Source organism: Pseudalkalibacillus sp. JSM 102089, assembly GCF_041366475.1.
Taxonomy (GTDB): Bacteria; Bacillota; Bacilli; order Bacillales; family Guptibacillaceae; genus Guptibacillus; species Guptibacillus hwajinpoensis_B.
Genome location: NZ_JBEWYW010000016.1, coordinates 19,261 through 43,593 on the forward strand (window position 1 = coordinate 19,261; position 24,333 = coordinate 43,593).

At 42.7% G+C, this 24,333-nt stretch carries 30 protein-coding genes and 1 other annotated feature; all 30 genes read right to left on the bottom strand.

Going from position 1 to position 24,333, the window contains the following annotated elements:
• Positions 1-11: 11 nt before the first annotated feature.
• Positions 12-323 (bottom strand): 50S ribosomal protein L24, encoded by a 312-nt coding sequence (rplX, locus tag ABVF21_RS20870; protein WP_194220297.1) that lies wholly within the window; start codon positions 321-323, stop codon positions 12-14.
• A 41-nt stretch (positions 324-364) separates the two neighbouring features.
• Complete coding sequence (gene rplN / locus ABVF21_RS20875; RefSeq protein WP_098445980.1) at positions 365-733, bottom strand: 50S ribosomal protein L14; 369 nt, start codon at positions 731-733, stop codon at positions 365-367.
• A 45-nt stretch (positions 734-778) separates the two neighbouring features.
• A complete protein-coding gene (gene rpsQ, locus ABVF21_RS20880) occupies positions 779-1,042 on the bottom strand; it encodes a 30S ribosomal protein S17 (RefSeq protein ID WP_194220296.1) in 264 nt (87 codons plus the stop codon).
• Positions 1,043-1,062: 20 nt separating this feature from the next.
• Positions 1,063-1,266: a 50S ribosomal protein L29 gene (gene rpmC, locus ABVF21_RS20885; RefSeq protein WP_048313330.1), complete on the bottom strand. Its 204-nt coding sequence runs from the start codon at positions 1,264-1,266 to the stop codon at positions 1,063-1,065.
• Positions 1,256-1,690, bottom strand: coding sequence for a 50S ribosomal protein L16 (gene rplP, locus ABVF21_RS20890; protein ID WP_048313329.1), 435 nt, complete (start codon positions 1,688-1,690; stop codon positions 1,256-1,258). The genes rpmC and rplP overlap by 11 nt, the downstream gene beginning before the upstream one ends.
• A 3-nt stretch (positions 1,691-1,693) precedes the next feature.
• The gene (gene rpsC, locus ABVF21_RS20895) at positions 1,694-2,353 is read right to left on the bottom strand and encodes a 30S ribosomal protein S3 (protein WP_098445978.1); all 660 of its coding nucleotides are present in this window, start codon (positions 2,351-2,353) and stop codon (positions 1,694-1,696) included.
• A 3-nt stretch (positions 2,354-2,356) separates the two neighbouring features.
• Positions 2,357-2,698: a 50S ribosomal protein L22 gene (rplV, locus tag ABVF21_RS20900; RefSeq protein ID WP_048313327.1), complete on the bottom strand. Its 342-nt coding sequence runs from the start codon at positions 2,696-2,698 to the stop codon at positions 2,357-2,359.
• A gap of 20 nt (positions 2,699-2,718) precedes the next feature.
• Positions 2,719-2,997, bottom strand: a complete 279-nt coding sequence (rpsS, locus tag ABVF21_RS20905) for a 30S ribosomal protein S19 (RefSeq protein ID WP_048313326.1) — start codon at positions 2,995-2,997, stop codon at positions 2,719-2,721.
• A 58-nt stretch (positions 2,998-3,055) separates the two neighbouring features.
• Entirely contained in the window at positions 3,056-3,886 is an 831-nt protein-coding gene (rplB, locus tag ABVF21_RS20910; protein ID WP_194220295.1) for a 50S ribosomal protein L2, read from the bottom strand.
• 28 nt (positions 3,887-3,914) lie between these two features.
• Complete coding sequence (gene rplW, locus ABVF21_RS20915) at positions 3,915-4,199, bottom strand: 50S ribosomal protein L23 (RefSeq protein WP_194220294.1); 285 nt, start codon at positions 4,197-4,199, stop codon at positions 3,915-3,917.
• Positions 4,199-4,822, bottom strand: coding sequence for a 50S ribosomal protein L4 (gene rplD / locus ABVF21_RS20920; RefSeq protein ID WP_194220293.1), 624 nt, complete (start codon positions 4,820-4,822; stop codon positions 4,199-4,201). The genes rplW and rplD overlap by 1 nt, the downstream gene beginning before the upstream one ends.
• 17 nt (positions 4,823-4,839) lie before the next feature.
• Positions 4,840-5,475, bottom strand: a complete 636-nt coding sequence (gene rplC, locus ABVF21_RS20925; protein ID WP_194220292.1) for a 50S ribosomal protein L3 — start codon at positions 5,473-5,475, stop codon at positions 4,840-4,842.
• 46 nt (positions 5,476-5,521) lie between these two features.
• Positions 5,522-5,830 (bottom strand): 30S ribosomal protein S10, encoded by a 309-nt coding sequence (rpsJ, locus tag ABVF21_RS20930; RefSeq protein ID WP_098445973.1) that lies wholly within the window; start codon positions 5,828-5,830, stop codon positions 5,522-5,524.
• Between the two features lie 376 nt (positions 5,831-6,206).
• Positions 6,207-7,397: an elongation factor Tu gene (tuf, locus tag ABVF21_RS20935; RefSeq protein ID WP_194220291.1), complete on the bottom strand. Its 1,191-nt coding sequence runs from the start codon at positions 7,395-7,397 to the stop codon at positions 6,207-6,209.
• Between the two features lie 106 nt (positions 7,398-7,503).
• Entirely contained in the window at positions 7,504-9,582 is a 2,079-nt protein-coding gene (fusA, locus tag ABVF21_RS20940; RefSeq protein ID WP_194220290.1) for an elongation factor G, read from the bottom strand.
• Positions 9,583-9,628: 46 nt separating this feature from the next.
• Positions 9,629-10,099 carry a 30S ribosomal protein S7 gene (gene rpsG / locus ABVF21_RS20945; protein WP_194220289.1) on the bottom strand — a complete coding sequence of 157 codons (471 nt, stop codon included), beginning with the start codon at positions 10,097-10,099 and terminating at the stop codon, positions 9,629-9,631.
• 39 nt (positions 10,100-10,138) lie between these two features.
• Positions 10,139-10,561: a 30S ribosomal protein S12 gene (gene rpsL / locus ABVF21_RS20950; protein WP_194220288.1), complete on the bottom strand. Its 423-nt coding sequence runs from the start codon at positions 10,559-10,561 to the stop codon at positions 10,139-10,141.
• A gap of 112 nt (positions 10,562-10,673) precedes the next feature.
• Entirely contained in the window at positions 10,674-10,922 is a 249-nt protein-coding gene (locus ABVF21_RS20955; protein WP_194220287.1) for a 50S ribosomal protein L7ae-like protein, read from the bottom strand.
• Between the two features lie 86 nt (positions 10,923-11,008).
• The gene (rpoC, locus tag ABVF21_RS20960) at positions 11,009-14,629 is read right to left on the bottom strand and encodes a DNA-directed RNA polymerase subunit beta' (protein ID WP_283153200.1); all 3,621 of its coding nucleotides are present in this window, start codon (positions 14,627-14,629) and stop codon (positions 11,009-11,011) included.
• A 35-nt stretch (positions 14,630-14,664) separates the two neighbouring features.
• Complete coding sequence (gene rpoB / locus ABVF21_RS20965; protein ID WP_194220285.1) at positions 14,665-18,207, bottom strand: DNA-directed RNA polymerase subunit beta; 3,543 nt, start codon at positions 18,205-18,207, stop codon at positions 14,665-14,667.
• Between the two features lie 262 nt (positions 18,208-18,469).
• Positions 18,470-19,069, bottom strand: a complete 600-nt coding sequence (locus ABVF21_RS20970; RefSeq protein WP_371018917.1) for a class I SAM-dependent methyltransferase — start codon at positions 19,067-19,069, stop codon at positions 18,470-18,472.
• A 116-nt stretch (positions 19,070-19,185) separates the two neighbouring features.
• Positions 19,186-19,548, bottom strand: a complete 363-nt coding sequence (gene rplL / locus ABVF21_RS20975; RefSeq protein WP_303535861.1) for a 50S ribosomal protein L7/L12 — start codon at positions 19,546-19,548, stop codon at positions 19,186-19,188.
• A gap of 54 nt (positions 19,549-19,602) precedes the next feature.
• Positions 19,603-20,103, bottom strand: a complete 501-nt coding sequence (gene rplJ, locus ABVF21_RS20980) for a 50S ribosomal protein L10 (protein ID WP_160921565.1) — start codon at positions 20,101-20,103, stop codon at positions 19,603-19,605.
• 44 nt (positions 20,104-20,147) lie between these two features.
• Positions 20,148-20,283: a sequence feature (ribosomal protein L10 leader region), on the bottom strand.
• Between the two features lie 58 nt (positions 20,284-20,341).
• Complete coding sequence (gene rplA, locus ABVF21_RS20985) at positions 20,342-21,034, bottom strand: 50S ribosomal protein L1 (protein WP_194220282.1); 693 nt, start codon at positions 21,032-21,034, stop codon at positions 20,342-20,344.
• Between the two features lie 139 nt (positions 21,035-21,173).
• Complete coding sequence (rplK, locus tag ABVF21_RS20990; protein WP_048313309.1) at positions 21,174-21,599, bottom strand: 50S ribosomal protein L11; 426 nt, start codon at positions 21,597-21,599, stop codon at positions 21,174-21,176.
• A 148-nt stretch (positions 21,600-21,747) separates the two neighbouring features.
• On the bottom strand, positions 21,748-22,281 hold the full coding sequence (nusG, locus tag ABVF21_RS20995; RefSeq protein ID WP_194220281.1) for a transcription termination/antitermination protein NusG: 534 nt from the start codon (positions 22,279-22,281) through the stop codon (positions 21,748-21,750).
• Positions 22,282-22,359: 78 nt separating this feature from the next.
• The gene (gene secE, locus ABVF21_RS21000; RefSeq protein WP_303535868.1) at positions 22,360-22,554 is read right to left on the bottom strand and encodes a preprotein translocase subunit SecE; all 195 of its coding nucleotides are present in this window, start codon (positions 22,552-22,554) and stop codon (positions 22,360-22,362) included.
• Positions 22,555-22,645: 91 nt separating this feature from the next.
• Positions 22,646-22,795, bottom strand: a complete 150-nt coding sequence (gene rpmG / locus ABVF21_RS21005) for a 50S ribosomal protein L33 (RefSeq protein ID WP_194220280.1) — start codon at positions 22,793-22,795, stop codon at positions 22,646-22,648.
• Positions 22,796-23,054: 259 nt separating this feature from the next.
• Positions 23,055-23,705 (bottom strand): RNA polymerase sporulation sigma factor SigH, encoded by a 651-nt coding sequence (gene sigH / locus ABVF21_RS21010; protein WP_194220319.1) that lies wholly within the window; start codon positions 23,703-23,705, stop codon positions 23,055-23,057.
• A gap of 115 nt (positions 23,706-23,820) precedes the next feature.
• Positions 23,821-24,330, bottom strand: a complete 510-nt coding sequence (locus ABVF21_RS21015; protein WP_194220279.1) for an NYN domain-containing protein — start codon at positions 24,328-24,330, stop codon at positions 23,821-23,823.
• Between the last annotated feature and the right edge of the window lie 3 nt (positions 24,331-24,333).

The window sequence follows — 24,333 nt, forward strand, 5'->3', positions numbered from 1 at the left end:
TTCGCTACGAACTACTTATCGAGTACTTCACCGGATTTTTTTGAGATACGAACTTTCTTCCCGTTGTCTACTTTGTATCCAACGCGAGTAGGTTCACCAGACTTCGGATCAAGCGCCATTACGTTAGAAACATGAACCGCAGCTTCCTGTTCGATGATTCCACCTTGAGGATTAGCCTGTGATGGTTTCGAATGTTTCTTAACAAGGTTGACACCTTCAACGATAACTCTTTCTTTTTTCGGGTAAGCTTCAAGGATCACACCTTGTTTACCTTTATCCTTACCAGAAATAACTTTTACTTTATCTCCCTTTTTTACGTGCATAAGGTCGCGCACCTCCTTACAAGGCATCTATTTTCAAATGATTAAAGAACTTCTGGAGCAAGAGAAACGATTTTCATAAACTGATTGTCGCGTAGTTCGCGAGCAACTGGTCCGAAAATACGTGTTCCGCGCGGTCCTTTGTCATCACGGATAACAACCGCTGCGTTTTCGTCAAATTTGATATATGAACCATCTTGACGACGAACGCCAGATTTACTGCGTACAATAACAGCTCTTACGACTTCACCCTTCTTAACAACGCCTCCAGGTGTTGCCTGTTTCACCGAACAAACAATTACGTCACCGATATTAGCAGTTTTGCGACCGGAGCCACCAAGAACTTTGATACATAGCAATTCGCGTGCACCAGAGTTGTCTGCTGATTTCAAACGAGATTCCTGTTGAATCATCTAGAAAGACCTCCCTTCGGACATTATTCAATGATCCGAGTTCATTTAGATAATAACTGCTTCTACAACTACTTCCATAAGACGGAAACGCTTATCTTTAGAAACTGGACGAGTTTCCATGATAGTTACCACGTCGTTGATTTTTGCAGTGTTGTTTTCATCATGTGCTTTAAACTTCTTAGAATACTTAACGCGTTTACCGTATAACGGGTGCATTTTGTATGTCTCAACCATAACAGTAATTGTCTTATCCATTTTGTCAGAGACTACACGCCCAGTGTATACTTTGCGATTATTGCGTTCGCTCATTTCGCAAACCTCCCCTCATATTAACCGTTTGTGATTCCTAACTCTCTTTCACGCAAAACAGTGTTTGCGCGAGCGATTGATTTACGGACTTCACGAATGCGGGCTGGGTTTTCCAGTTGACCTGTAGCAAGTTGAAAGCGAAGATTGAAAAGTTCTTCTTTAAAAGATTTCGCTTTCTGCTCGATTTCGGCAGTGGTCAAGTTACGAATTTCCTCAGCTTTCATTTGTGTCACCACCCACTTCTTCGCGTTTTACGAACTTAGTTTTAATAGGCAATTTGTGAGAAGCAAGACGAAGTGCTTCGCGCGCTACTTCTTCAGATACGCCTGCAATTTCAAAACAGATTTTCCCTGGCTTTACTACAGCTACCCAACCTTCAGGAGCACCTTTACCGGAACCCATTCGTACTTCAAGTGGTTTAGCAGTGTAAGGCTTTGATGGGAAAATTTTAATCCAAACTTTACCGCCACGTTTCATGTAACGAGTCATAGCAATACGAGCTGCTTCGATTTGACGGTTAGTGATCCAGCTAGCTTCAAGAGCTTGTAGACCATATTCACCAAATGCTACTTCAGTGCCACCTTTAGCACGTCCGCGCATTTTTCCGCGATGTTCTCTGCGGTATTTAACACGTTTAGGTAACAACATGATTTATTTTCCCCCTTCCTCTTTTTGCGTTCCTTTCGTTGGAAGGACTTCACCACGATAGATCCAAATCTTCACACCAAGCTTACCGTAAGTAGTATCTGCTTCTGCAGTACCATAATCGATGTCAGCACGAAGTGTGTGAAGAGGTACAGTACCTTCACTGTATGATTCAGAACGAGCAATATCAGCACCGTTTAGACGGCCAGATACTTGCGTTTTAATACCTTTTGCTCCGGATCTCATTGCACGCTGGATTGTTTGCTTCATAGCGCGACGGAATGAAACGCGGTTTTCAAGTTGACGAGCGATGTTGTCAGCAACTAGAGTTGCGTCGATGTCAGCTTGTTTGATTTCGAAAATGTTAACGTGAACTTTCTTACCTGTTAGTTCCGCGAGAGACTTACGAAGAGACTCAACTTCAGAACCACCTTTACCGATTACCATACCAGGTTTAGCAGTTTTCACTGTAACATTCACTCGGTTTGCTGCACGTTCGATTTCAACAGCTGAAACAGATGCATCTTTCAAACGTTTTTCAATATATTCACGAATTTTAATATCTTCGTGTAAAAGGTTAGCGTAATCTTTGTCTGCGTACCATTTAGACTCCCAATCACGAATGACACCAATTCGAAGTCCTACCGGATTAATTTTCTGACCCACTCGTTATCCCTCCTTCTTTTCTGATACCACGACTGTGATATGGCTAGTACGCTTGTTAATGCGGCTAGCTCTACCCATAGCGCGTGGGCGGAAACGTTTCATTGTTACTCCTTCGTCCACAAACACTTGAGAAACCGTAAGATTGTTCGGTTCTAGCTCAAGATTATGCTCTGCATTAGCGATCGCAGAGTTAAGCACTTTCTCAACTACTGGAGAAGCAGCTTTGTTTGTGTTGCGCAAAATCGCAATAGCTTCACCGACTTGCTTTCCTCGAATGAGATCTACGACTAAGCGTGCTTTACGAGGAGCAATACGCACGTGTTTTGCAACAGCTTTAGCTTGCATTCGTTGTACCTCCCCTCAAATTAACGTCTAGTTTTTTTGTCATCTGCAGCGTGCCCGCGATATGTGCGAGTTGGAGCAAATTCACCAAGTTTGTGGCCGACCATGTCTTCAGTAACATAAACCGGTACATGCTTGCGTCCATCATATACTGCAAAAGTGTGTCCAATAAATTCTGGGAATACTGTTGAACGACGAGACCAAGTTTTGATAACTTTTTTGTCGCTCTTTTCATTTAAGTCTTCGACCTTTTTCATTAAATGATCGTCGACAAAAGGTCCTTTTTTCAAACTACGACCCATTTGTGAACCTCCCTTTTGAGATTATGCTACGGCTCCTTGGAACCGTAGGAAAATCTCGTTATTTTTTACGACGTCGTACAATGTACTTGTCAGAGTCTTTGTTTTTCTTACGTGTCTTAAATCCAAGGGTTGGTTTGCCCCATGGTGACATTGGTGATTTACGTCCGATCGGCGCACGACCTTCACCACCACCGTGTGGGTGATCAACTGGGTTCATTACAGAACCACGAACTGTAGGACGAATGCCCAACCAGCGAGAACGACCAGCTTTACCAATATTGATAAGCTCGTGCTCAAGGTTACCAACCTGACCGATTGTAGCGCGGCAAGTAGAAAGAATCATACGAGTTTCTCCAGAACGAAGACGTACTAGTACGTATCTGCCTTCTTTACCAAGAAGCTGAGCTTCTGCGCCAGCAGAACGAACAAGCTGTCCGCCGCGGCCTGGTTTAAGTTCGATATTGTGAATAGTAGTACCAACTGGAATGTTGATTAGCGGAAGAGCGTTTCCTACTTTAATGTCAGCTTCAGCGCCAGACATGATTTCAGTTCCTACTTTAATTCCTTTTGGAGCAAGAATGTAACGCTTCTCTCCATCAGCATAGTTGATAAGAGCGATGTTAGCAGAGCGGTTTGGATCGTATTCGATCGTAGCAACGCGTCCTGGTATTCCATCTTTGTCTCGTTTAAAGTCGATAACACGGTATTTACGCTTGTGACCGCCACCTTGGTGACGAACTGTCAAGCGACCTTGGTTGTTACGACCGCCTTTTCTATGAATCGGTGCAAGCAACGATTTTTCCGGCTGGTCTGTTGTGATTTCAGCAAAGTCAGATACTGACATACCACGACGACCGTTTGTGGTCGGTTTATACTTTTTAATCGCCATTCTTATTTCCCTCCTTCACTATTAATTTTTAGCCTTCAAAGAAGTCCAATTCTTTGCTTTCTGGTGTAAGCGTCACGATAGCTTTTTTGCGACGTGGTGTAAATCCGCTGTGGCGGCCAACACGTTTCTTTTTACCCATATAGTTCTGAGTGTTAACTCCTGCAACTTTAACTCCGAAGATTTCTTCTAGAGCACTCTTGATTTGAGTTTTGTTAGCACGAGTATCAACTTCGAAAGTATACTTTTTGTCTGCCATTACGTCTGTAGTAGCTTCTGTAATAACGGGGCGCTTGATGATATCACGAGCGTTCATTACGCTAGCACCTCCTCTACTTTTTCCACAGCGTCTTTTGTCATAACTAGTTTGTCAGCTTTAAGGACATCAAGGATGTTAAGTCCAGCTGAAGTTACAACAGTAACACCAGGAATATTGCGTGCAGATAATGCAACTGCTTCGTTATAGTCTCCTGTAACGATAAGCGCCTTGTTTTCTGCAGATAAGCTTGATAGTACTGATTTCATTTCTTTTGTTTTTGGAGCATCAAAAGAAATGCTGTCCACGATGACCATATCCTCTGTTTGTACTTTAGAAGACAAAGCAGAACGGATTGCCAAACGGCGAACTTTTTTAGGTAGCTTATAAGAATAGCTTCTTGGTGTCGGACCAAATACTACTCCACCGCCAACCCATTGTGGTGAACGGATTGAGCCCTGACGAGCACGACCTGTTCCTTTTTGGCGCCATGGTTTAGCTCCACCACCGCGTACTTCTGAACGATTTTTTACGTCATGATTACCTTGACGCATAGATGCTTGTTGCATGATAACCGCATCATACATAACACTTTCGTTTGGTTCGATGCCGAAGATTGCTTCAGCGAGTTCGATGTCGCCGACCTGTGCTCCGGTTTGGTTGAACATTGTTACTTTAGGCACTTGGATATCCTCCCTTCTTACTTAGCTTCTTTTGCTTTAACCGCGCTTTGGATAGTTACGTAGCTCTTCTTAGCTCCAGGTACGTTACCTTTTACTAGAATGACGTTACGTTCTACATCAACTTTAACGATCTCAAGGTTTTGTACAGTTACACGTTCGCCACCCATGCGACCAGGTAGAAGTTTACCTTTCATAACACGCATTGGATCGATAGGTCCCATTGAACCTGGACGACGGTGATAACGAGAACCGTGAGTCATTGGTCCGCGAGATTGGTTATGGCGCTTGATTGCACCTTGGAAACCTTTCCCTTTAGACGTACCAGTTACATCAACTACGTCACCTTCGTTAAAGATATCTACCTTGACTTCCTGACCAATTTCGTAACTACCTTCTGCGTTACGAATTTCTTTCACGAAGCGCTTAGGTGTTGTGCTAGCTTTCGTAGCATGGCCTTCTTCAGGCTTGTTGAAGCGAGACTTCTTCTTGTCAGCAAAACCAACTTGGATTGCTTCGTAGCCGTCTGTATCAACCAATTTCTTTTGAAGGACAACGTTTGGTTCTGCTTCAATAACAGTTACCGGGATAATATCTCCGTTGTCAGCAAAAACTTGTGTCATGCCTACTTTTCTTCCTAAGATTCCTTTGGTCATTCGTCACACCTCCTAATTGTTTTTAAATGATTTATTTAGCGTTATATTAAAGTTTAATTTCGATGTCAACGCCAGACGGTAGGTCCAAACGCATTAACGAGTCAACCGTTTGTGGTGTAGGCTCGATGATGTCGATAAGACGCTTATGCGTACGCATTTCAAACTGCTCACGAGAATCTTTGTACTTGTGTACAGCACGTAGAATTGTGTAAACAGATTTTTCCGTCGGCAACGGGATTGGTCCGGATACTTGAGCACCTGAACGTTTTGCTGTTTCTACAATTTTCTCAGCAGACTGATCTAGAATACGGTGATCATATGCTTTTAAACGAATACGAATCTTTTGCTTTGCCATTATTTCCCCTCCTTTATCGCCCATATTGTTATAGACAGTTCTCCGTGAAAATAAACCCAACACACTCGCCATGGCAAAGGGGCCGGGTGTGTCAGCAACCTTCCACATCATCGCTGTTTATGACCAACATTCTTATTATACTAAATCAAGCGCCTATATGCAAGGTTTAGCTCAATTAGAAAAGTATGTCGATCGCACACTCTTGATAGTATAACGGCCTACGCCGAAAAATGCAAGGTCTAAAAGCAATTTCAGACTATTCGATGAATCGGTTGTAATTTCAAATGGTCCTGATCGAACCCATTTGTCTAATCTAACATAGATTCAAAATAAAAAACACCCGGAAAAATCCGGGTGTTTTGTTTAATCAATGAGATTACTCAGTGATTGTTGCTACAACGCCTGCGCCTACAGTACGTCCACCTTCACGGATAGAGAACTTAGTTCCATCTTCGATTGCGATTGGAGCGATAAGTTCAACTGTCATTTCGATGTTGTCTCCAGGCATAACCATTTCTACGCCTTCAGGAAGAGCGATTGTACCAGTTACGTCAGTTGTACGGAAGTAGAACTGAGGACGGTAGTTAGCGAAGAATGGAGTGTGACGTCCACCCTCTTCTTTAGAAAGAACGTAAACTTCAGCTTGGAACTTAGTGTGAGCTTTTACAGTTCCTGGCTTAACAAGAACTTGTCCACGCTGAATGTCGTCGCGGGATACACCACGAAGAAGTGCACCAATGTTGTCACCAGCTTCAGCATAGTCAAGAAGCTTACGGAACATTTCAACACCAGTAACTGTTGTTTTCTTGTTCTCTTCAGCAAGACCAAGAATTTCAACTTCGTCACCGACTTTGATTTGTCCACGCTCAACACGGCCAGTTGCTACTGTACCACGACCAGTGATTGAGAATACGTCCTCAACTGGCATCATGAATGGCTTGTCAGTGTCACGTGTTGGAGTTGGGATATACTCATCAACAGCGTCCATAAGTTCATAAATCTTAGCTTCGTAGTCAGCGTCGCCTTCTAGAGCTTTAAGAGCAGAACCTTTGATTACTGGAACTTCATCGCCATCGAAGTCGTATTCAGAAAGAAGATCACGAACTTCCATTTCAACTAGTTCAAGTAGTTCTTCGTCGTCAACCATGTCGCATTTGTTCAAGAATACAACTAGAGTTGGTACACCAACTTGACGAGCAAGAAGGATGTGTTCACGAGTTTGTGGCATTGGACCGTCAGCAGCAGAAACTACTAGGATTCCTCCGTCCATTTGTGCAGCACCAGTGATCATGTTTTTAACATAGTCAGCGTGACCTGGGCAGTCAACGTGTGCATAGTGACGGTTTTCAGTTTCGTACTCAACGTGTGCAGTTGAGATTGTAATTCCACGTTCGCGCTCTTCAGGAGCACCATCAATTTGATCATAAGCCATAGCAGTACCGCTACCTGAACGCTTATGAAGCACTGAAGTGATCGCAGCTGTTAGAGTTGTTTTACCATGGTCAACGTGTCCAACTGTACCAACGTTAACGTGGGGCTTGGAGCGGTCGAATTTTTCTTTAGACATTAGTGTTTCCTCCTTTGATTACCAAGAAATTATCTATGCCAAGATAGGCGTATGAGTGAATCAATCTCGCCTATCTTAGATTACAACAAAAGTTGGTTTGCTACAATTATTCGCCTGTAGCTTTTTTAATGATTTCTTCAGAAATTGATTTAGGTACTTGCTCGTAGTGATCGAAAGTCATTGTATAAGTACCACGACCTTGTGTACGTGAGCGAAGCGTAGTTGCATAACCAAACATTTCTGAAAGTGGTACGAACGCGTTAATAACCTGAGCGTTTCCGCGAGCAGTCATACCTTCAACACGTCCACGACGGCTAGTTACATCGCCCATGATGTCTCCCAAGTATTCTTCTGGCACTACAACTTCAACTTTCATCATAGGCTCAAGAAGAGCAGGGTCACAAACAGTCTTAGCTTTTTTCAAAGCCATAGATGCCGCGATCTTAAATGCCATTTCGTTTGAGTCAACGTCATGGTAAGATCCATCAACAAGACGAGCTTTCACGTCGATTAGTGGGTAGCCTGCAAGCAGACCGTTGGCCATTGAATCGCGAAGTCCCGCTTCAACTGCAGGGATATATTCACGTGGAACAACACCACCGACAATTTTGTTTTCAAATTCAAATCCAGCGCCTTCTTCGTTAGGTTCAAATTCAACCCATACGTGTCCGAATTGTCCACGACCACCGGACTGACGTACGAATTTACCTTCAACCTTACCGGCTTTACGGATTGATTCGCGGTAAGCAACCTGAGGTGCACCAACAGTTGCTTCAACTTTAAACTCACGACGTAAACGGTCAACGATGATATCAAGGTGAAGTTCACCCATTCCAGAAATGATCGTTTGGCCAGTTTCTTCGTTTGTTTCAGTTTTGAAAGTTGGATCCTCTTCAGCAAGCTTAGCTAGAGCTACAGCCATTTTATCCTGGTCACTCTTAGTCTTAGGCTCGATTGCTACTGAGATAACTGGATCTGGGAAGTCCATAGACTCAAGGATAACAGTATCCTTTTCATCACATAGAGTGTCACCAGTAGAAGTATCTTTCAGACCAACTGCCGCTGCGATATCTCCTGCGTAAACAGTTGAGATTTCTTCACGAGAGTTAGCGTGCATCTGAAGAATACGGCCTACACGTTCGCGCTTATCTTTAGTCGAGTTCTTAACATAAGAACCGGAAGAAAGCGTTCCTGAGTAAACACGGAAGAATGTAAGCTTACCAACGTAAGGGTCAGTCATTACTTTAAATGCAAGTGCAGAGAAAGGACCATTATCGTCAGCTGTGCGAATTACTTCTTCTTCAGAATCTTTTAGATGACCTTTAATTGCTGGAACATCAAGTGGTGAAGGCAGGTAGTCAAGTACAGCATCAAGAACAAGCTGAACGCCTTTGTTCTTAAATGCAGAACCACAAAGTACAGGATAGAATTCAACGTTACAAGTTCCTTTACGGATTGCAGCTTTGATTTCTTCAACTGTCAATTCTTCACCTTCAAGATATTTCATCATAAGGTCTTCTTCAAGCTCAGCTACAGCCTCAATAAGCTTCGTGCGATACTCTTCAGCTTGTTCCTTGTATTCAGCAGGAATTTCGCGTGATTCTGTACGTGAACCAAGATCATCAAGATAATAGAAAGCTTCCATTGTGATGAGATCAATGATTCCTTCGAAGTCATCTTCAGCACCGATTGGTAGCTGAATAGGGTGTGCATTAGCTTGTAAACGCTCAGTTAGTGTACCTGTGGAGTATAGGAAGTCTGCTCCGAGTTTATCCATTTTGTTAATGAATACGATACGCGGTACGCCGTAGTTAGTAGCCTGACGCCAAACAGTTTCTGTTTGTGGTTCAACACCAGATTGTGCATCAAGTACTGCAACTGCTCCATCCAATACACGCAATGAACGTTCAACTTCTACTGTGAAGTCTACGTGACCAGGCGTGTCAATGATGTTAACACGGTGGTCTTTCCACTGGGCAGTGGTAGCAGCAGAAGTGATCGTGATTCCACGCTCCTGCTCCTGCTCCATCCAGTCCATCTGTGATCCACCCTCGTGAGTTTCACCGATTTTATGGATACGCCCTGAGTAGAAAAGAATACGCTCAGTAGTTGTTGTTTTACCAGCATCGATGTGAGCCATGATACCGATATTACGTGTATCTCTTAAGGAGAATTCTCTTGCCATTAGTATTTCTCCTTCCTTTTATAAAGGGATTTGGGTTGTGTGCTGATTACCAACGGTAGTGAGCAAATGCTTTGTTAGCTTCAGCCATTTTGTGCTGTTCTTCACGCTTCTTAACAGAAGCACCTGTGTTGTTAGCAGCATCCATAATTTCGTTAGCAAGTCTTTCTACCATTGTCTTTTCACCGCGAAGACGGGAATAGTTCACAAGATAGCGAAGACCTAGAGTTGTACGACGATCTGGACGTACTTCAACTGGAACCTGGTAGTTTGCACCACCAACACGACGAGCGCGTACTTCAAGTACTGGCATAACGTTCTTCATCGCTTGGTCAAATACTTCCATAGCCTCTGTGTTTGTGCGTTCCTGAATAAGATCAAATGCTTTGTATAGCACCTGTTGAGCTTTACCTTTCTGACCGTCTACCATAAGGCGGTTGATCAGGCGAGTAACTAGCTTGGATTTGTAAATTGGATCTGGTAATACGTCACGACGTTCTACTGGACCTTTACGTGGCATGGGTTAACCCCCTTTCATGTTTTAGTTAATTAATAGCTATTATTTCTTAGCTGGTTTCGGTCTCTTAGTACCGTATTTAGAACGACCTTGTCTACGATCGTTAACCCCTGCAGTGTCAAGCGCACCACGAACAATGTGGTAACGTACACCCGGTAAATCTTTAACACGTCCTCCGCGGATTAGCACTACACTGTGCTCCTGAAGGTTGTGACCGATACCTGGGATATAAGCAGTTACTTCAATTCCGTTAGTAAGACGAACACGAGCGTATTTACGCAATGCGGAGTTCGGCTTCTTAGGAGTCATCGTACCTACACGAGTACACACACCACGTTTTTGTGGAGATGAAAGATCAGTATGAGACTTTTTGAAGCTATTATATCCTTTGTTCAATGCTGGAGAATCGGATTTCTTTGTTTTAGAAACACGTCCCTTGCGAACAAGTTGGTTAATAGTTGGCATTTTGTTTTCCTCCCTTCTTTTGTTAATAGCAAGCCCACACATCCAGGTGGTTCATGTATAGATAAAAGGAAAGTTTTTACCTGGCAGGTCAAGCCTAGCCTGGTAAAAACGGTTATGCTTTTATCGTAACTGTTGCTGCGCCTACTTCGATTCCACATGCCTTACCTAGCTTCTTCATAGAATCCACTCGGTAAACTGGTATGCTTTTCTCTTCGGCGAGTGCAACAACTTTAGAAGTTACCCTGCGATCAGCGTCGTCAGCGATGAAAACTTCCTTCGCTTCTCCAATCTGGAGGGCCTTTAGAGTTTGTTTCGTTCCGATAATTAATTCATCTGCCTGTGATACTTTTTCATAAGACAAGAACATATCCTCCAAAGTAACAGGATTATCGGAAGCACCTTGGATATAATATCACCCTGTACTTCCGATGTCAACACTTCCCCTGTTTATTCTTGACTAACTAACGCACTTTCTTCTTGTTCTAAAAGCTCTTCAGCCTCTTGTGCTTCACCTGCTACGTTGATTCTACGGTAACGTTGCATACCAGTACCTGCCGGAACAAGTTTACCGATAATAACATTTTCCTTAAGACCAAGTAGCTCATCACGCTTACCTTTGATAGCTGCATCGGTTAGGACACGAGTTGTTTCCTGGAAGGATGCTGCTGATAAGAATGATTCAGTTTCAAGAGATGCTTTAGTAATACCAAGAAGAACCGGACGTCCAGTTGCAGGTAAGCCGCCTTGTTTAAGAACTTTACGGTTAACACCTTTAAACTGGTGAATATCGATAAGGGATCCTGGCAACACTTCAGTATCGCCCGCATCAATAACGCGAATTTTACGCATCATCTGACGAACCATAACTTCAACGTGCTTATCGCCAATTTCAACACCCTGCATACGGTAAACCTTTTGCACTTCTGCAAGTAGGTATTCTTGAACGCCGTCAATACCACTAATAGTTAGAAGTTGTTTAGGGTCAATCGAACCTTCAGTTAGAGGTTGACCAGCCTTCACTTCATCTCCTACAACTATTTTCAAACGAGCGCCGTATGGTACAGGGTAGTTTCTTGTTTCAGTTTCACCTTGAACGACAATCTCTTTCTTCTCTTTCACCTCAGCCAAATCAATCACTTTACCATCAAGTTCAGAAACAACAGCCTGACCTTTAGGGTTACGTGCTTCAAATAGCTCCTGGATACGAGGAAGACCCTGAGTAATATCGTCTCCGGCAACACCACCTGTGTGGAATGTACGCATTGTCAACTGTGTACCTGGTTCACCGATTGATTGAGCAGCGATGATTCCAACTGCTTCACCAACTTCTACACGAGTACCTGTTGCAAGGTTACGTCCATAACACTTCTTACAAACGCCGTGACTAGTGCTACAAGTAAAGGCAGAGCGGATATAGACGTTCTCAATACCAGCTTCTACAATTTCAGTAGCGATGTCTTCTGTAATTAGGTTGTTTTTCTCAACAAGAACTTCGTTCGTCTCAGGATGTCTAACTTTCTTAAAGGCAACACGGCCAACAAGACGGTCAAACAATCCTTCGATTAATTCATTTCCATTCTTAATCGCACTAACTTCAAGGCCGCGATCCGTACCACAATCGTCTTCACGAACAATAACATCCTGTGCCACGTCAACAAGACGACGAGTAAGGTAACCTGAGTCAGCTGTTTTAAGGGCCGTATCGGCAAGACCTTTACGAGCACCGTGTGTTGAAATAAAGTACTCAAGTACTGTTAGACCTTCGCGGAAGCTGGATTTGATTGGAAGTTCAATGATCTGTCCAGATGGGTTTGCCATCAATCCACGCATTCCTGCGAGCTGAGTAAAGTTAGATGCGTTACCACGGGCACCTGAATCACTCATCATAAAGATTGGGTTGTCTTTTTCGAGTCGATTCATTAGTTTTTCCTGGATACGATCTTTCGCACTACTCCAAATCGCAATAACACGATCATAACGTTCGTCGTCGGTAATAAGACCACGACGGAATTGCTTAAGAACTTTTTCGACTTTCTCTTCAGCCTCATGAACAATTTCTTGTTTCTCAGCAAGTACCACTACGTCAGCTACGCCAACGGTAATACCAGCTTTAGTTGAGAATTTGAAACCAAGATCTTTCATGCGGTCAAGCATACGAGACGTTTCAGTCACTTTGAATCGCTTAAACACCTCGGCGATGATTTTACCAAGAATACCTTTCTTAAATGGTGAAATCAATTCGCGCTGAGCAATTTCTTCTTTCACATTCACTCCGTGAGGAAGGAAGTAATTTTCCGGTGTGGCGATTTCAAGGTTATTTGTCGTCGGTTCATTAATATATGGGAATGACTCCGGAAGAATTTCGTTGAAAATCAACTTACCAACCGTTGTCACAAGCAATTGCTTGTTCTGCTCTTCAGTAAAGGCAGATTTATTCAATGATGCAGCAGGGATTGCTACGCGAGAATGAAGATGTGCAAATCCATTCTGGTATGCAATTAATGCTTCATTTGTATCTTTGTAAACAGAACCCTCACCAATTGCTCCTTCACGTTCCATAGTAAGGTAGTAGTTACCTAGAACCATATCCTGTGACGGTGTAACAACTGGTTTACCATCTTTCGGGTTAAGAATGTTCTGTGCTGCGAGCATTAAGATACGTGCTTCAGCTTGCGCTTCAGCAGACAACGGTACGTGGACGGCCATTTGGTCACCATCGAAGTCAGCATTGTAAGCTGTGCACACGAGTGGGTGAAGACGAATTGCACGCCCTTCAACTAGAATTGGTTCAAACGCCTGGATACCAAGTCTGTGAAGCGTTGGTGCACGGTTTAGAAGAACTGGATGTTCTTTAATTACGTTTTCCAAAACGTCCCAAACTTCAGGGTGAACTTTTTCTACTTTACGCTTCGCACTCTTAATGTTGTGTGCAAGGCCTTTTGATACAAGCTCCTTCATTACGAAAGGTTTAAACAATTCAAGCGCCATTTCTTTTGGAAGTCCACATTGATACATCTTCAAGTGAGGACCTACAACGATAACGGAACGACCTGAATAGTCAACACGCTTACCTAGTAGATTCTGACGGAAACGACCTTGCTTCCCTTTCAGCATGTGAGAAAGAGATTTTAAAGGACGGTTACCAGGACCTGTTACCGGACGACCACGACGGCCGTTATCAATAAGGGCATCGACAGCTTCTTGAAGCATACGCTTCTCGTTCTGCACGATAATGCTAGGAGCACCAAGATCTAACAAACGTTTCAAACGATTATTGCGGTTAATTACACGACGATACAGATCGTTTAAATCCGATGTCGCAAATCGTCCGCCGTCAAGCTGTACCATAGGACGAAGCTCTGGAGGTATAACCGGAAGAACATCTAAGATCATCCATGACGGGTTATTTCCTGAACCACGAAATGCCTCAAGTACTTCAAGACGTTTAATCGCACGAGTTCTACGTTGACCTTGTGCAGTTTTGAGCTCTTCTTTAAGGATATCTACTTCTTTATCAAGGTCGATATCAAACAGTAGTCTGCGGATTGCTTCCGCACCCATTTCTGCAGAGAATGTTTTGCCATACTTTTCACGGTATGCACGGTATTCTTTTTCAGAAAGAAGTTGTTTCTTCTCAAGCGGTGTGTCTCCAGCTTCAGTGACAACATAAGAAGCAAAATAAATAACTTCTTCTAATGCACGTGGAGACATGTCGAGAACAAGTCCCATACGACTTGGAATGCCTTTAAAGTACCAGATGTGAGAGACAGGAGCAGCAAGCTCGATGTGCCCCATTCTCTCACGACGGACTTTTGCACGTGTTACTTCAACACCGCAGCGATCACAAACGACTCCTTTATAACGGATACGTTTGTATTTCCCACAATGACATTCCCAGTCTTTTGTGGGTCCAAAGATTCGCTCACAGAAAAGACCATCTTTCTCTGGCTTCAAGGTACGGTAGTTAATGGTTTCTGGCTTCTTAACTTCTCCTCTTGACCAAGAGCGGATTTTAGCCGGTGACGCCAGACCGATTTTCATATACTCAAATTTATTGACATCTATCAAGGGGCCTACCTCCCTTTAGAATTCAGGTTTAACCCTTACTCACTCGCCTGATTTGACCCAACATTCAAGTTTAATTTCTCACTGGATTGGTCTTCTTCATCGTCTAACTCTTTCATTTCAATTTCTTGCTCATCACTTGCTAGCATTTTGACATCCATACCAAGCGACTGCAATTCTTTGATTAGAACTTTAAACGATTCTGGAATACCAGGCTCAGGAACATTTTCGCCTTTTACGATTGCTTCGTAAGTCTTAACACGTCCAACAACATCATCCGACTTCACAGTCAAAATCTCTTGAAGGGTGTATGCAGCACCATATGCTTCGAGTGCCCATACTTCCATCTCACCGAAACGCTGTCCACCGAATTGTGCTTTACCACCAAGCGGTTGCTGCGTAACAAGTGAATATGGTCCAGTAGAACGTGCGTGAAGCTTGTCATCGACCATGTGAGCAAGTTTGATCATATACATGACACCGACAGAAATGCGGTTGTCAAATGGTTCGCCTGTGCGACCATCGTAAAGAACAGTTTTACCATCACGTGGCATTCCTGCTTCTTCTAGTGTTTCCCATACGTCTTCTTCACGAGCTCCATCAAATACCGGTGTTGCTACGTGAATTCCAAGTGCACGTGCGGCCATACCGATATGCAACTCTAGTACCTGTCCAATGTTCATACGAGAAGGAACACCTAGAGGGTTCAACATGATATCGATCGGAGTTCCATCAGGCAAGTATGGCATATCTTCTTCAGGAAGAATCCTAGAGATTACACCTTTGTTACCATGACGTCCCGCCATTTTATCTCCTTCATGAATCTTACGCTTCTGGACAATATAAACACGAACAAGTTGATTTACTCCCGGAGGAAGCTCATCGCCGTCTTCACGGTTAAAGATCTTCACATCAAGTACAATACCATCTCCGCCGTGTGGTACACGTAGAGAAGTATCACGAACTTCACGAGCTTTTTCTCCAAAGATTGCATGAAGTAGACGTTCTTCAGCAGTTAGCTCTGTTACACCTTTAGGAGTAACTTTACCAACGAGGATATCTCCGTCTTTCACTTCAGCACCCATGCGAATAATTCCGCGTTCATCAAGGTTACGCAATGCGTCTTCCCCAACGTTCGGAATGTCACGAGTAATTTCTTCAGGTCCTAACTTCGTATCGCGAGCTTCTGATTCGTACTCTTCGATGTGAATTGAGGTATAAACGTCATCTTTTACAAGACGTTCGCTCATAATAATAGCATCCTCATAGTTGTAACCTTCCCATGTCATAAATCCGACTAGGACGTTACGCCCAAGGGCCATTTCACCTTTTTCCATTGAAGGTCCGTCGCCAAGGATTTCTCCTTTTACAACGCGATCGCCTTCAACAACAATAGGTTTTTGGTTATAACACGTTCCCTGGTTGGAACGAATGAATTTAAGCAATTTGTAACGATCAAGATCGCCTTTTACTTCCTGTCCATCAATGACGGAGATACGACGAACATGAATTTCTGCAGCAGATGCAAACTCGACAAGACCGTCATGCTTACAAATAACAGCAGCACCGGAATCTTTTCCGTTAACATGCTCCATACCTGTTCCGACAATTGGTGCTTCAGGAACCATCAAAGGTACAGCTTGACGCTGCATGTTCGCACCCATAAGCGCACGGTTGGAGTCATCGTTCTCAAGGAACGGAATACAAGCCGTTGCAGCCGAAACTACCTGTTTCGGTGATACGTCCATGTAATCAATTTTTTCACGAGCGATGATAATGTTTTCGCTACGGAAACGAGCAACAATATCTTCGTCTTGGAATGAACCATCATCGTGTAGCTTTGCATTTGCCTGTGCCACAACGTAGTTATCCTGTTCATCAGCAGTTAGGTAGTCAATAAACTCCGTCACTTTACCTGTTTCAGGATCTACTCTGCGGTATGGCGTTTCAATAAAGCCAAATTTATTAACTCTCGCATAAGATGACAATGAGTTAATAAGTCCGATGTTTGGTCCCTCCGGCGTTTCGATCGGACACATTCTGCCATAGTGGGAGTAATGTACGTCACGAACTTCAAAGCCAGCACGCTCACGTGTTAAACCACCAGGTCCTAGAGCAGATAAACGACGCTTGTGAGTTAACTCAGCTAGCGGGTTTGTCTGATCCATAAACTGGGACAACTGAGAGCTACCAAAGAATTCTTTAATAGAAGCGATAACAGGACGAATGTTGATTAGCGCCTGAGGCGTAATAACGTTCGTATCCTGAATAGACATACGTTCACGAACGACACGTTCCATACGAGATAAACCGATACGGAATTGGTTCTGAAGTAGTTCACCTACAGAACGAAGACGACGGTTACCAAGGTGATCAATGTCATCTGTGTTACCTACTTGATGTAGAAGGTTAAAGAAATAGTTAATAGAAGAAATGATGTCGCCAGGTGTAATATTCTTCACGCCTGTTTCGACTCCACCATTACCAATTACATTAATGACTCTTTCCCCTTCTGGATCATCAGGTGCGTATACCTTAATGGATTGCAGACCGATAGACTCATCTTCAATTACTCCACCGTGAGGCTCAACGTCTTTAAATCCAACATTAGTCTCTAGTGCAGGAAGGATTCTGTCAAGTAGACGACGATCAAGGATCGCGCCTTCTTCTGCAATCACTTCGCCTGTTTCAGGATCAACAAGCGTTTCCGCAAGACGTTGATTGAATAGACGGTTTTTAATATGAAGCTTCTTGTTAATCTTGTAACGTCCTACATTCGCAAGATCATAACGCTTTGGATCAAAAAAGCGAGAATCAAGTAAGCTTTTGGCGTTATCGACAGTCGGAGGCTCGCCAGGACGTAAGCGTTCGTAGATTTCTAGAAGCGCTTTTTCCGTGCCGTCCGTGTTGTCTTTTTCCAGGGTATTGCGAAGATACTCATCTTCACCTAGGAGATCTATGATTTCTTGATCAGACCCAAACCCTAACGCTCTGAGCAGCACCGTAATTGGTAGCTTTCTAGTACGATCAATTCGTACATAGACAATATCTTTGGCATCAGTTTCAAATTCCAGCCATGCTCCTCGGTTTGGAATGACAGTAGCTGTATATCCTTTTTTGCCGTTCTTATCGATCTTTTCACTATAGTAGACACTTGGAGAACGCACGAGCTGAGATACGATTACGCGTTCTGCCCCATTAATAATAAACGTACCTGTTTCAGTCATTAATGGGAAGTCACCCATGAACACTTCCTGTTCCTTTACTTCGCCTGTTTCTTTATTGATCAAGCGTACTTTTACACGTAAAGGCGCAGAATAGGTCACATCTCGCTCTTTGGTTTCTTCCACGGGATACTTAGGTTCACCGAGGCTGTAATCAATAAATTCCAGCACAAGATTACCAGTGAAATCTTCGATTGGAGAAATATCCTGAAACATTTCTCGTAAACCCTCATCAAGAAACCATTGATAAGAAGCCGTTTGAATCTCAATTAGATTTGGCAAATCCAACACTTCTTTGATTCGCGCGTAGCTTCTTCTTTGGCGGTGGCGTCCATACTGAACTAGTTGGCCTGTCAAATGATTCACCCCTCAAATCCAGCGTATTTATTTTCTTAGCCCAATGATATTCTGTTTTAAAAAGAATCTATCGTTGGACAAAAAAAGAAAAAGGGCATTGATAAAAATTCCCCTTAACTATAAGCGATTATATTAGTTTTTCCAGACGACGGTATTTTATACCTCTTTGCACACGAATGTGAAAAAGGCCTGGAAAATCCATCATTGGCATTATATTATATTAGCATAGGCCATCCATGAAGTCAAAGGATATTTTCATATTTTACTTGACTGCTTTAAGAATATAGTATCCTTTCTTTTTCACGACGGTTTCAACATGCTCAAACATTTCATCGAGTTTGGTTATTGCAGATGGGGCCCCTTGCTTCTTTTGGATTACTACCCAAAGCGTCCCACCTTTTTTTAAGACGTCATAGGCCTCTTGAAGAATTCCATGAACAACTTGTTTACCCGCACGTATAGGAGGGTTCGTAAGGACAGACGCGAACGTTTTATCTTTTACGGCATTCAACTGATCACTTGCCATAACGCTCAAATTATGAACGCGATTCTTAATGGCATTGCTCATCGCAAGCTCTGTTGCGCGTTCATTTATGTCTAGCATATAAAAATAACGATTTGAAAATTCAGAAGCGAGTGAAATGCCGATCGGGCCATAGCCACATCCAACATCAACAATATCCCCTTCGAGTTCAGGTTCTTCAAATGATTCGATTAGAAGTTTACTCCCAAAATCGATTTCCTTCTTTGAAAAAACACCAGAATCAGTCGTGAATTGAAATTTACTTCCCCGTAAATCCACATCAATTTTGTTCGGACTGCTTTTCACACCCGGATTCTTCGTATAATAATGTTCACCCATTGCTTTCCCTCTTTTCAACGTCATTTCTATAAGACTAACCCCTATAACCAAACCAAAAATAATAGCGTCAAATAACAAAAAGCTCGCTTTTAAAAGCGAGCTTTTGTTTCAAACGACTACTTAACTTCGATTACTGCGCCAACTTCTTCAAGCTTGCCTTTAAGCTCTTCAGCTTCTTCTTTAGCAACGCCTTCTTTAATCGGGCTTGGTGCGCCATCAACTAGTTCTTTAGCTTCTTTCAAGCCAAGACCAGTGATTTCGCGAACAACTTTGATGACCTTGATTTTGCTGCTTCCAGCACTTTCAAGAACTACGTCAAATTCAGATTGCTCTTCAGCAGCACCTTCTGCTGCGCCACCTGCTGCTGCTACTGGAGCTGCTGCAGTTACACCAAATTCTTCTTCGATTGCTTTAACTAGGTCGTTAAGCTCAAGAACTGTCATTTCTTTGATTGCTTCAATGATTTGCTCGTTACCCATGAGTAAATCCTCCTTAATTTTTGTTTTATTTATACCAATTGATAGGCCGTGTATTTACGCGCCTTGTTCTTCCTTTTGATCAGCCACAGCTTTTGTAGCAAGTGCCATATTGCGCATAGGTGCTTGAAGCACAGATAGCAACATAGAAAGTAGTCCATCGCGGTTTGGTAGGTCCGCAAGTTCTTTGATCTTTTCTACTGATACAACGCCGCCTTCGATTACGCCAGTCTTGATTTCAAGAGCTTCGTGATTCTTAGCGAAGTTGTTCAAAATTTTAGCAGGAGCAACAACATCTTCATTGCTGAACGCGATTGCCGTAGGTCCGACAAGGTGTTCATTCAAATCAGTAAGTTCAAGCTCTTCTGCCGCGCGACGAGTCATTGTGTTCTTGTAAACACGGAACTCAACGTTTGCATCACGCAATTGCTTACGAAGCTCAGTTACTTCAGAAACATCAAGTCCGCGATAATCAACAAAAATTGTTGATTGGCTATCACGTAGTTTGTCTGCAATTTCCGTAACTAGTTGCTTCTTCTGTTCAACTATACTGCTCATAGTTCCACCTCCTAAAGAAATGTATCTATACCGCCCTGGAATATGAGGTCATATAAAAAGCCTTCACATCCGAAGACATGAAGGCTTTACGATTACATACGTATCGAATCACTTCACACCTCGGCAGGATATTAAGTGCAAGAACACCCCTGCTGTCTACGGTACAGAAAGTATTAATTTATCAAACAACATTTACAAGTATATTTAATAGCTACGCAAATGTCAACAGCTAATTTAATTAGCGGTAAGTTGATGCGTTAACTTTAACACCAGGTCCCATTGTAGATGTAACCGAAATGTTTTTAAGGTACGTACCTTTAGCTGCTGCCGGCTTAACTTTCACAAGTGTTTCTACAAGTGTGTTTAAGTTTTCTACAAGCTTGTCAGCTTCGAAAGATACTTTACCGATCGGTGCATGAACGTTACCAGCACGATCAACGCGGTACTCTACTTTACCAGCTTTGATTTCGTTAACAGCTTTTTCAACATCGAACGTTACTGTTCCAGTTTTCGGGTTCGGCATTAAACCTTTTGGTCCAAGTACACGACCTAGTTTACCAACTTCGCCCATCATGTCTGGAGTTGCAACGATTACGTCAAACTCAAACCAACCTTCGTTGATTTTAGCGATATAGTCTGCTTCTCCTACATAGTCAGCGCCAGCTGCTTCAGCTTCTTTAGCCTTTTCACCTTTAGCGAATACAAGAACGCGTTGTGTTTTACCAGTTCCGTTTGGAAGTACAACCGCGCCACGAACCTGCTGGTCGTTTTTCTTAGGATCTACTCCAAGACGAACTGCTGCTTCAACTGTTCCATCAAAGTTTCCTACAGATGTCTTTTTCACAAGTTCAACTGCTTCTTGAGGCTCATAGAAAGTTGTACGTTCAACTAGCTTAGCAGCCTCCTGGTATCTCTTACCTCTTTTTGCCATTTTGTGTTCCTCCTTGAATGTGGTTTAGCGGATTAACCTCCCACTATTTATGACGCCAAAATGCCGACATCATAATAAAAGTTGCGAACCTGTATAACACAGGCAGGAATCCCTTTTAATCGCAACGGCTTGTGTAACATTAATCTTCGATCGTAATTCCCATGCTACGTGCAGTACCTTCAACCATACGCATTGCAGAATCAACATTCGCTGCGTTAAGGTCTGGCATTTTTGTTTCAGCGATTTCACGCACTTTATCACGCTTCACAGTCGCAACTTTGTTGCGGTTTGGTTCACCAGAACCTGACTCGATACCTGCTGCTTTCTTAAGAAGAACTGCAGCTGGTGGAGTTTTAGTGATAAATGTAAATGAACGGTCTTCAAAAACCGTAATTTCTACTGGAATGATCATACCAGCCTGGTCAGAAGTACGAGCATTAAACTCTTTACAGAATCCCATAATGTTAACTCCAGCTTGACCTAGTGCAGGTCCTACTGGCGGTGCAGGATTCGCCTTCCCAGCCGGGATTTGCAATTTAACTACCTTGATTACCTTTTTAGCCACGCGACACACCTCCTTAAGTCCGTGATGTGGTATTTGGGTGTTTCACACCCTCCCACCTTATATATCAATTGAATGTCTCGATTAGTATGAGACTCATGAAACATTAAAATTCTATCATTAATCGAAAAGTTAAGCAAGGACTTTTCAATTAGAACTTTTCAACTTGTCCGAAATTAAGTTCAACAGGCGTTTCTCTGCCGAACATATTTACGTGCACTTTGACTTTTCCTTTGTCCGTATCGATCCCTTCAACAGAACCTACGAAATCAGCAAATGGACCTTCTTTAACTTTAACTTTCTCTTTAAGTTCAAAGTCTACATCTACTTTTGGTTGCTCCATACCCATTTGCTTAAGAAGCGATTCCACTTCTTCCGGAAGCAACGCAGTCGGTTTAGACCCAGCACCACTAGACCCTACGAATCCAGTAACACCTGGTGTATTCCGAACAACATACCATGAATCATCTGTCATGACCATTTCTGTAATAACATAGCCAGGAAAGACTTTTTTCATAACTGTCTTTTTCTTGCCATTCTTCTCTTCTGTTTCTTCTTCTACCGGGACGAGAACACGAAAGATCTTATCCGTCATGCCCATTGTCTCAACCCTTTTCTCAAGGTTGGTTTTTACTTTGTTTTCATACCCCGAGTACGTATGAACAACATACCATCTTTTTTCCATATTTGCAGGACTGCGTCCTTCCCTCCCCAGCTCATTTACTCTCTCATTCTAACCTTCTGAATGAAAATTTATAACGAATTATCCTAAAATGAGGCGGATTATCGAGGAAATACCCTGGTCAATCAATGCGAAGAAAACAGCTATAAAAATAACCGTTATAACAGTTACAATCGTATAGCGTGTTAATTCCTTACGCGTTGGCCAGCTTACCCGCTTCATTTCACTTGCGACATTACGAAAGAACTTACCAGAACGTTGAACAATACTTGCCATTACTTGTTACCCCCAATTAATCTGGTGGAAAACTCCCCCGAGAATCTATTTTGATAAGGTTTGCCTCAAGAAGCAAACACCCTTCGAGGCATTACTTTGTTTCACGATGGACAGTATGAACATCGCAGTATTTGCAATACTTCTTAACTTCCATGCGGGCCGGGCTCGTCTGTGAGTTTTTCATAGTTGTATAGTTTCGGCTATTGCATTGAACACATGCTAGTACTGCCTTTTTTCGCATAATGACACCTTCCTAAGCCGCGCAGTAGTGAAGTTTGTAATTTATATAAGCTATCTCATTTCAAAAAAGAGCAAAATAAAAAAACGTTCAGCTACCCTGTGACGTTCTTACAAACCTAACAAAAAATTGACATTCTTACTTTTATCACTTTATCACAGCGTGTTTCAGCATGTCAATAAAGCGTCGGATAGGTACTCATAAGAAAAGAACAGGGAACTCGCCCCTGTTCTTTTCCCTACCCATCATAGGTTTGTCCATATTATAGGCTGACTTCACGTAGTTCGAGATAACGCTCTAACTTGCGCTTCACTCGTTGCAATGCGTTATCAATTGACTTGACGTGACGGTTTAGATCAACCGAAATTTCTTGGTACGAACGTCCATCGAGATAGAGCATTAGCACTTTTCTCTCTAAATCGCTCAAAATTTCTGACATTTTAAGTTCAATGTCATCAAATTCTTCCTGATTAATAATTAGTTCCTCAGGATCAGTTACTTTTGTGCCGCATATAACGTCAAGAAGCGTACGATCAGACTCTTCATCGTAAATTGGCTTATCAAGCGATACGTAAGAGTTAAGCGGAATATGCTTCTGTCTTGTTGCGGTTTTGATAGCTGTAATCATCTGCCGGGTGATGCATAATTCGGCAAACGCTTTAAAAGATGAGAACTTGTCTCCTCTAAAATCACGAATGGCTTTGTAGAGACCGATCATCCCTTCTTGGATGATATCTTCTCGGTCTGCTCCAATGAGAAAATACGACCTCGCCTTAGCGCGTACGAAATTTTTGTACTTCGTAATCAAATGTTCCAACGCTCTACTGTGACCTTCATGAACCATGATGACGAGCATTTCATCATCAAGTTGATCGAATGCTACGTGTTCCAGGTGTCTTTGGTCTACTGACAGTTGTTCTTGATTTACCGTGCTTTCTTTGAGGTCTACTGTACTCAATATGCGTTCCCCCCGACCAGTACGCTATATAGAAATATTATACAGTACGTGTCGAAAAATCGTCAACCGCCTATTTACCGCCTCTTCGCCATTTTTCAAATATTTCGCTAATTTCTTCTGATAAATGCAGGCCACCAGAACGATTGCGGCGATTTTCAGTATTTACACTTTTTTCAATTCCTTTTTCGATTCCTTGCATTTCGTTGTAAAGTTCACGCGCAGATTTCCTAAGTGCCCCTTGACCAAAGATAGCCCACTGCTCTGTAAAATCTGATGTTGCCACATGGATTTGTGTTCTTATACCCTTCAGTTCCCTCGCCATTTTCTCAATCCGCTCATCTGCTGTTTCGTTTTCTCTCGTATAAATAACATCAATTCTGTACTGGCTATGACGTTTTTCAATACCATGAGAGAGGTGAGCGTCAAAAACGACGATCACCTGATACCCGGTATAAGCTTGATATTCGGCCATTTTTTCAATTAGAAGCTCACGTGCTTTACTGAAATCTCTCTCTTTAAGTGTTCGTAATTCTGGCCATGCACCAATAATGTTATAGCCATCAACTAACAGCACGTCCATTAT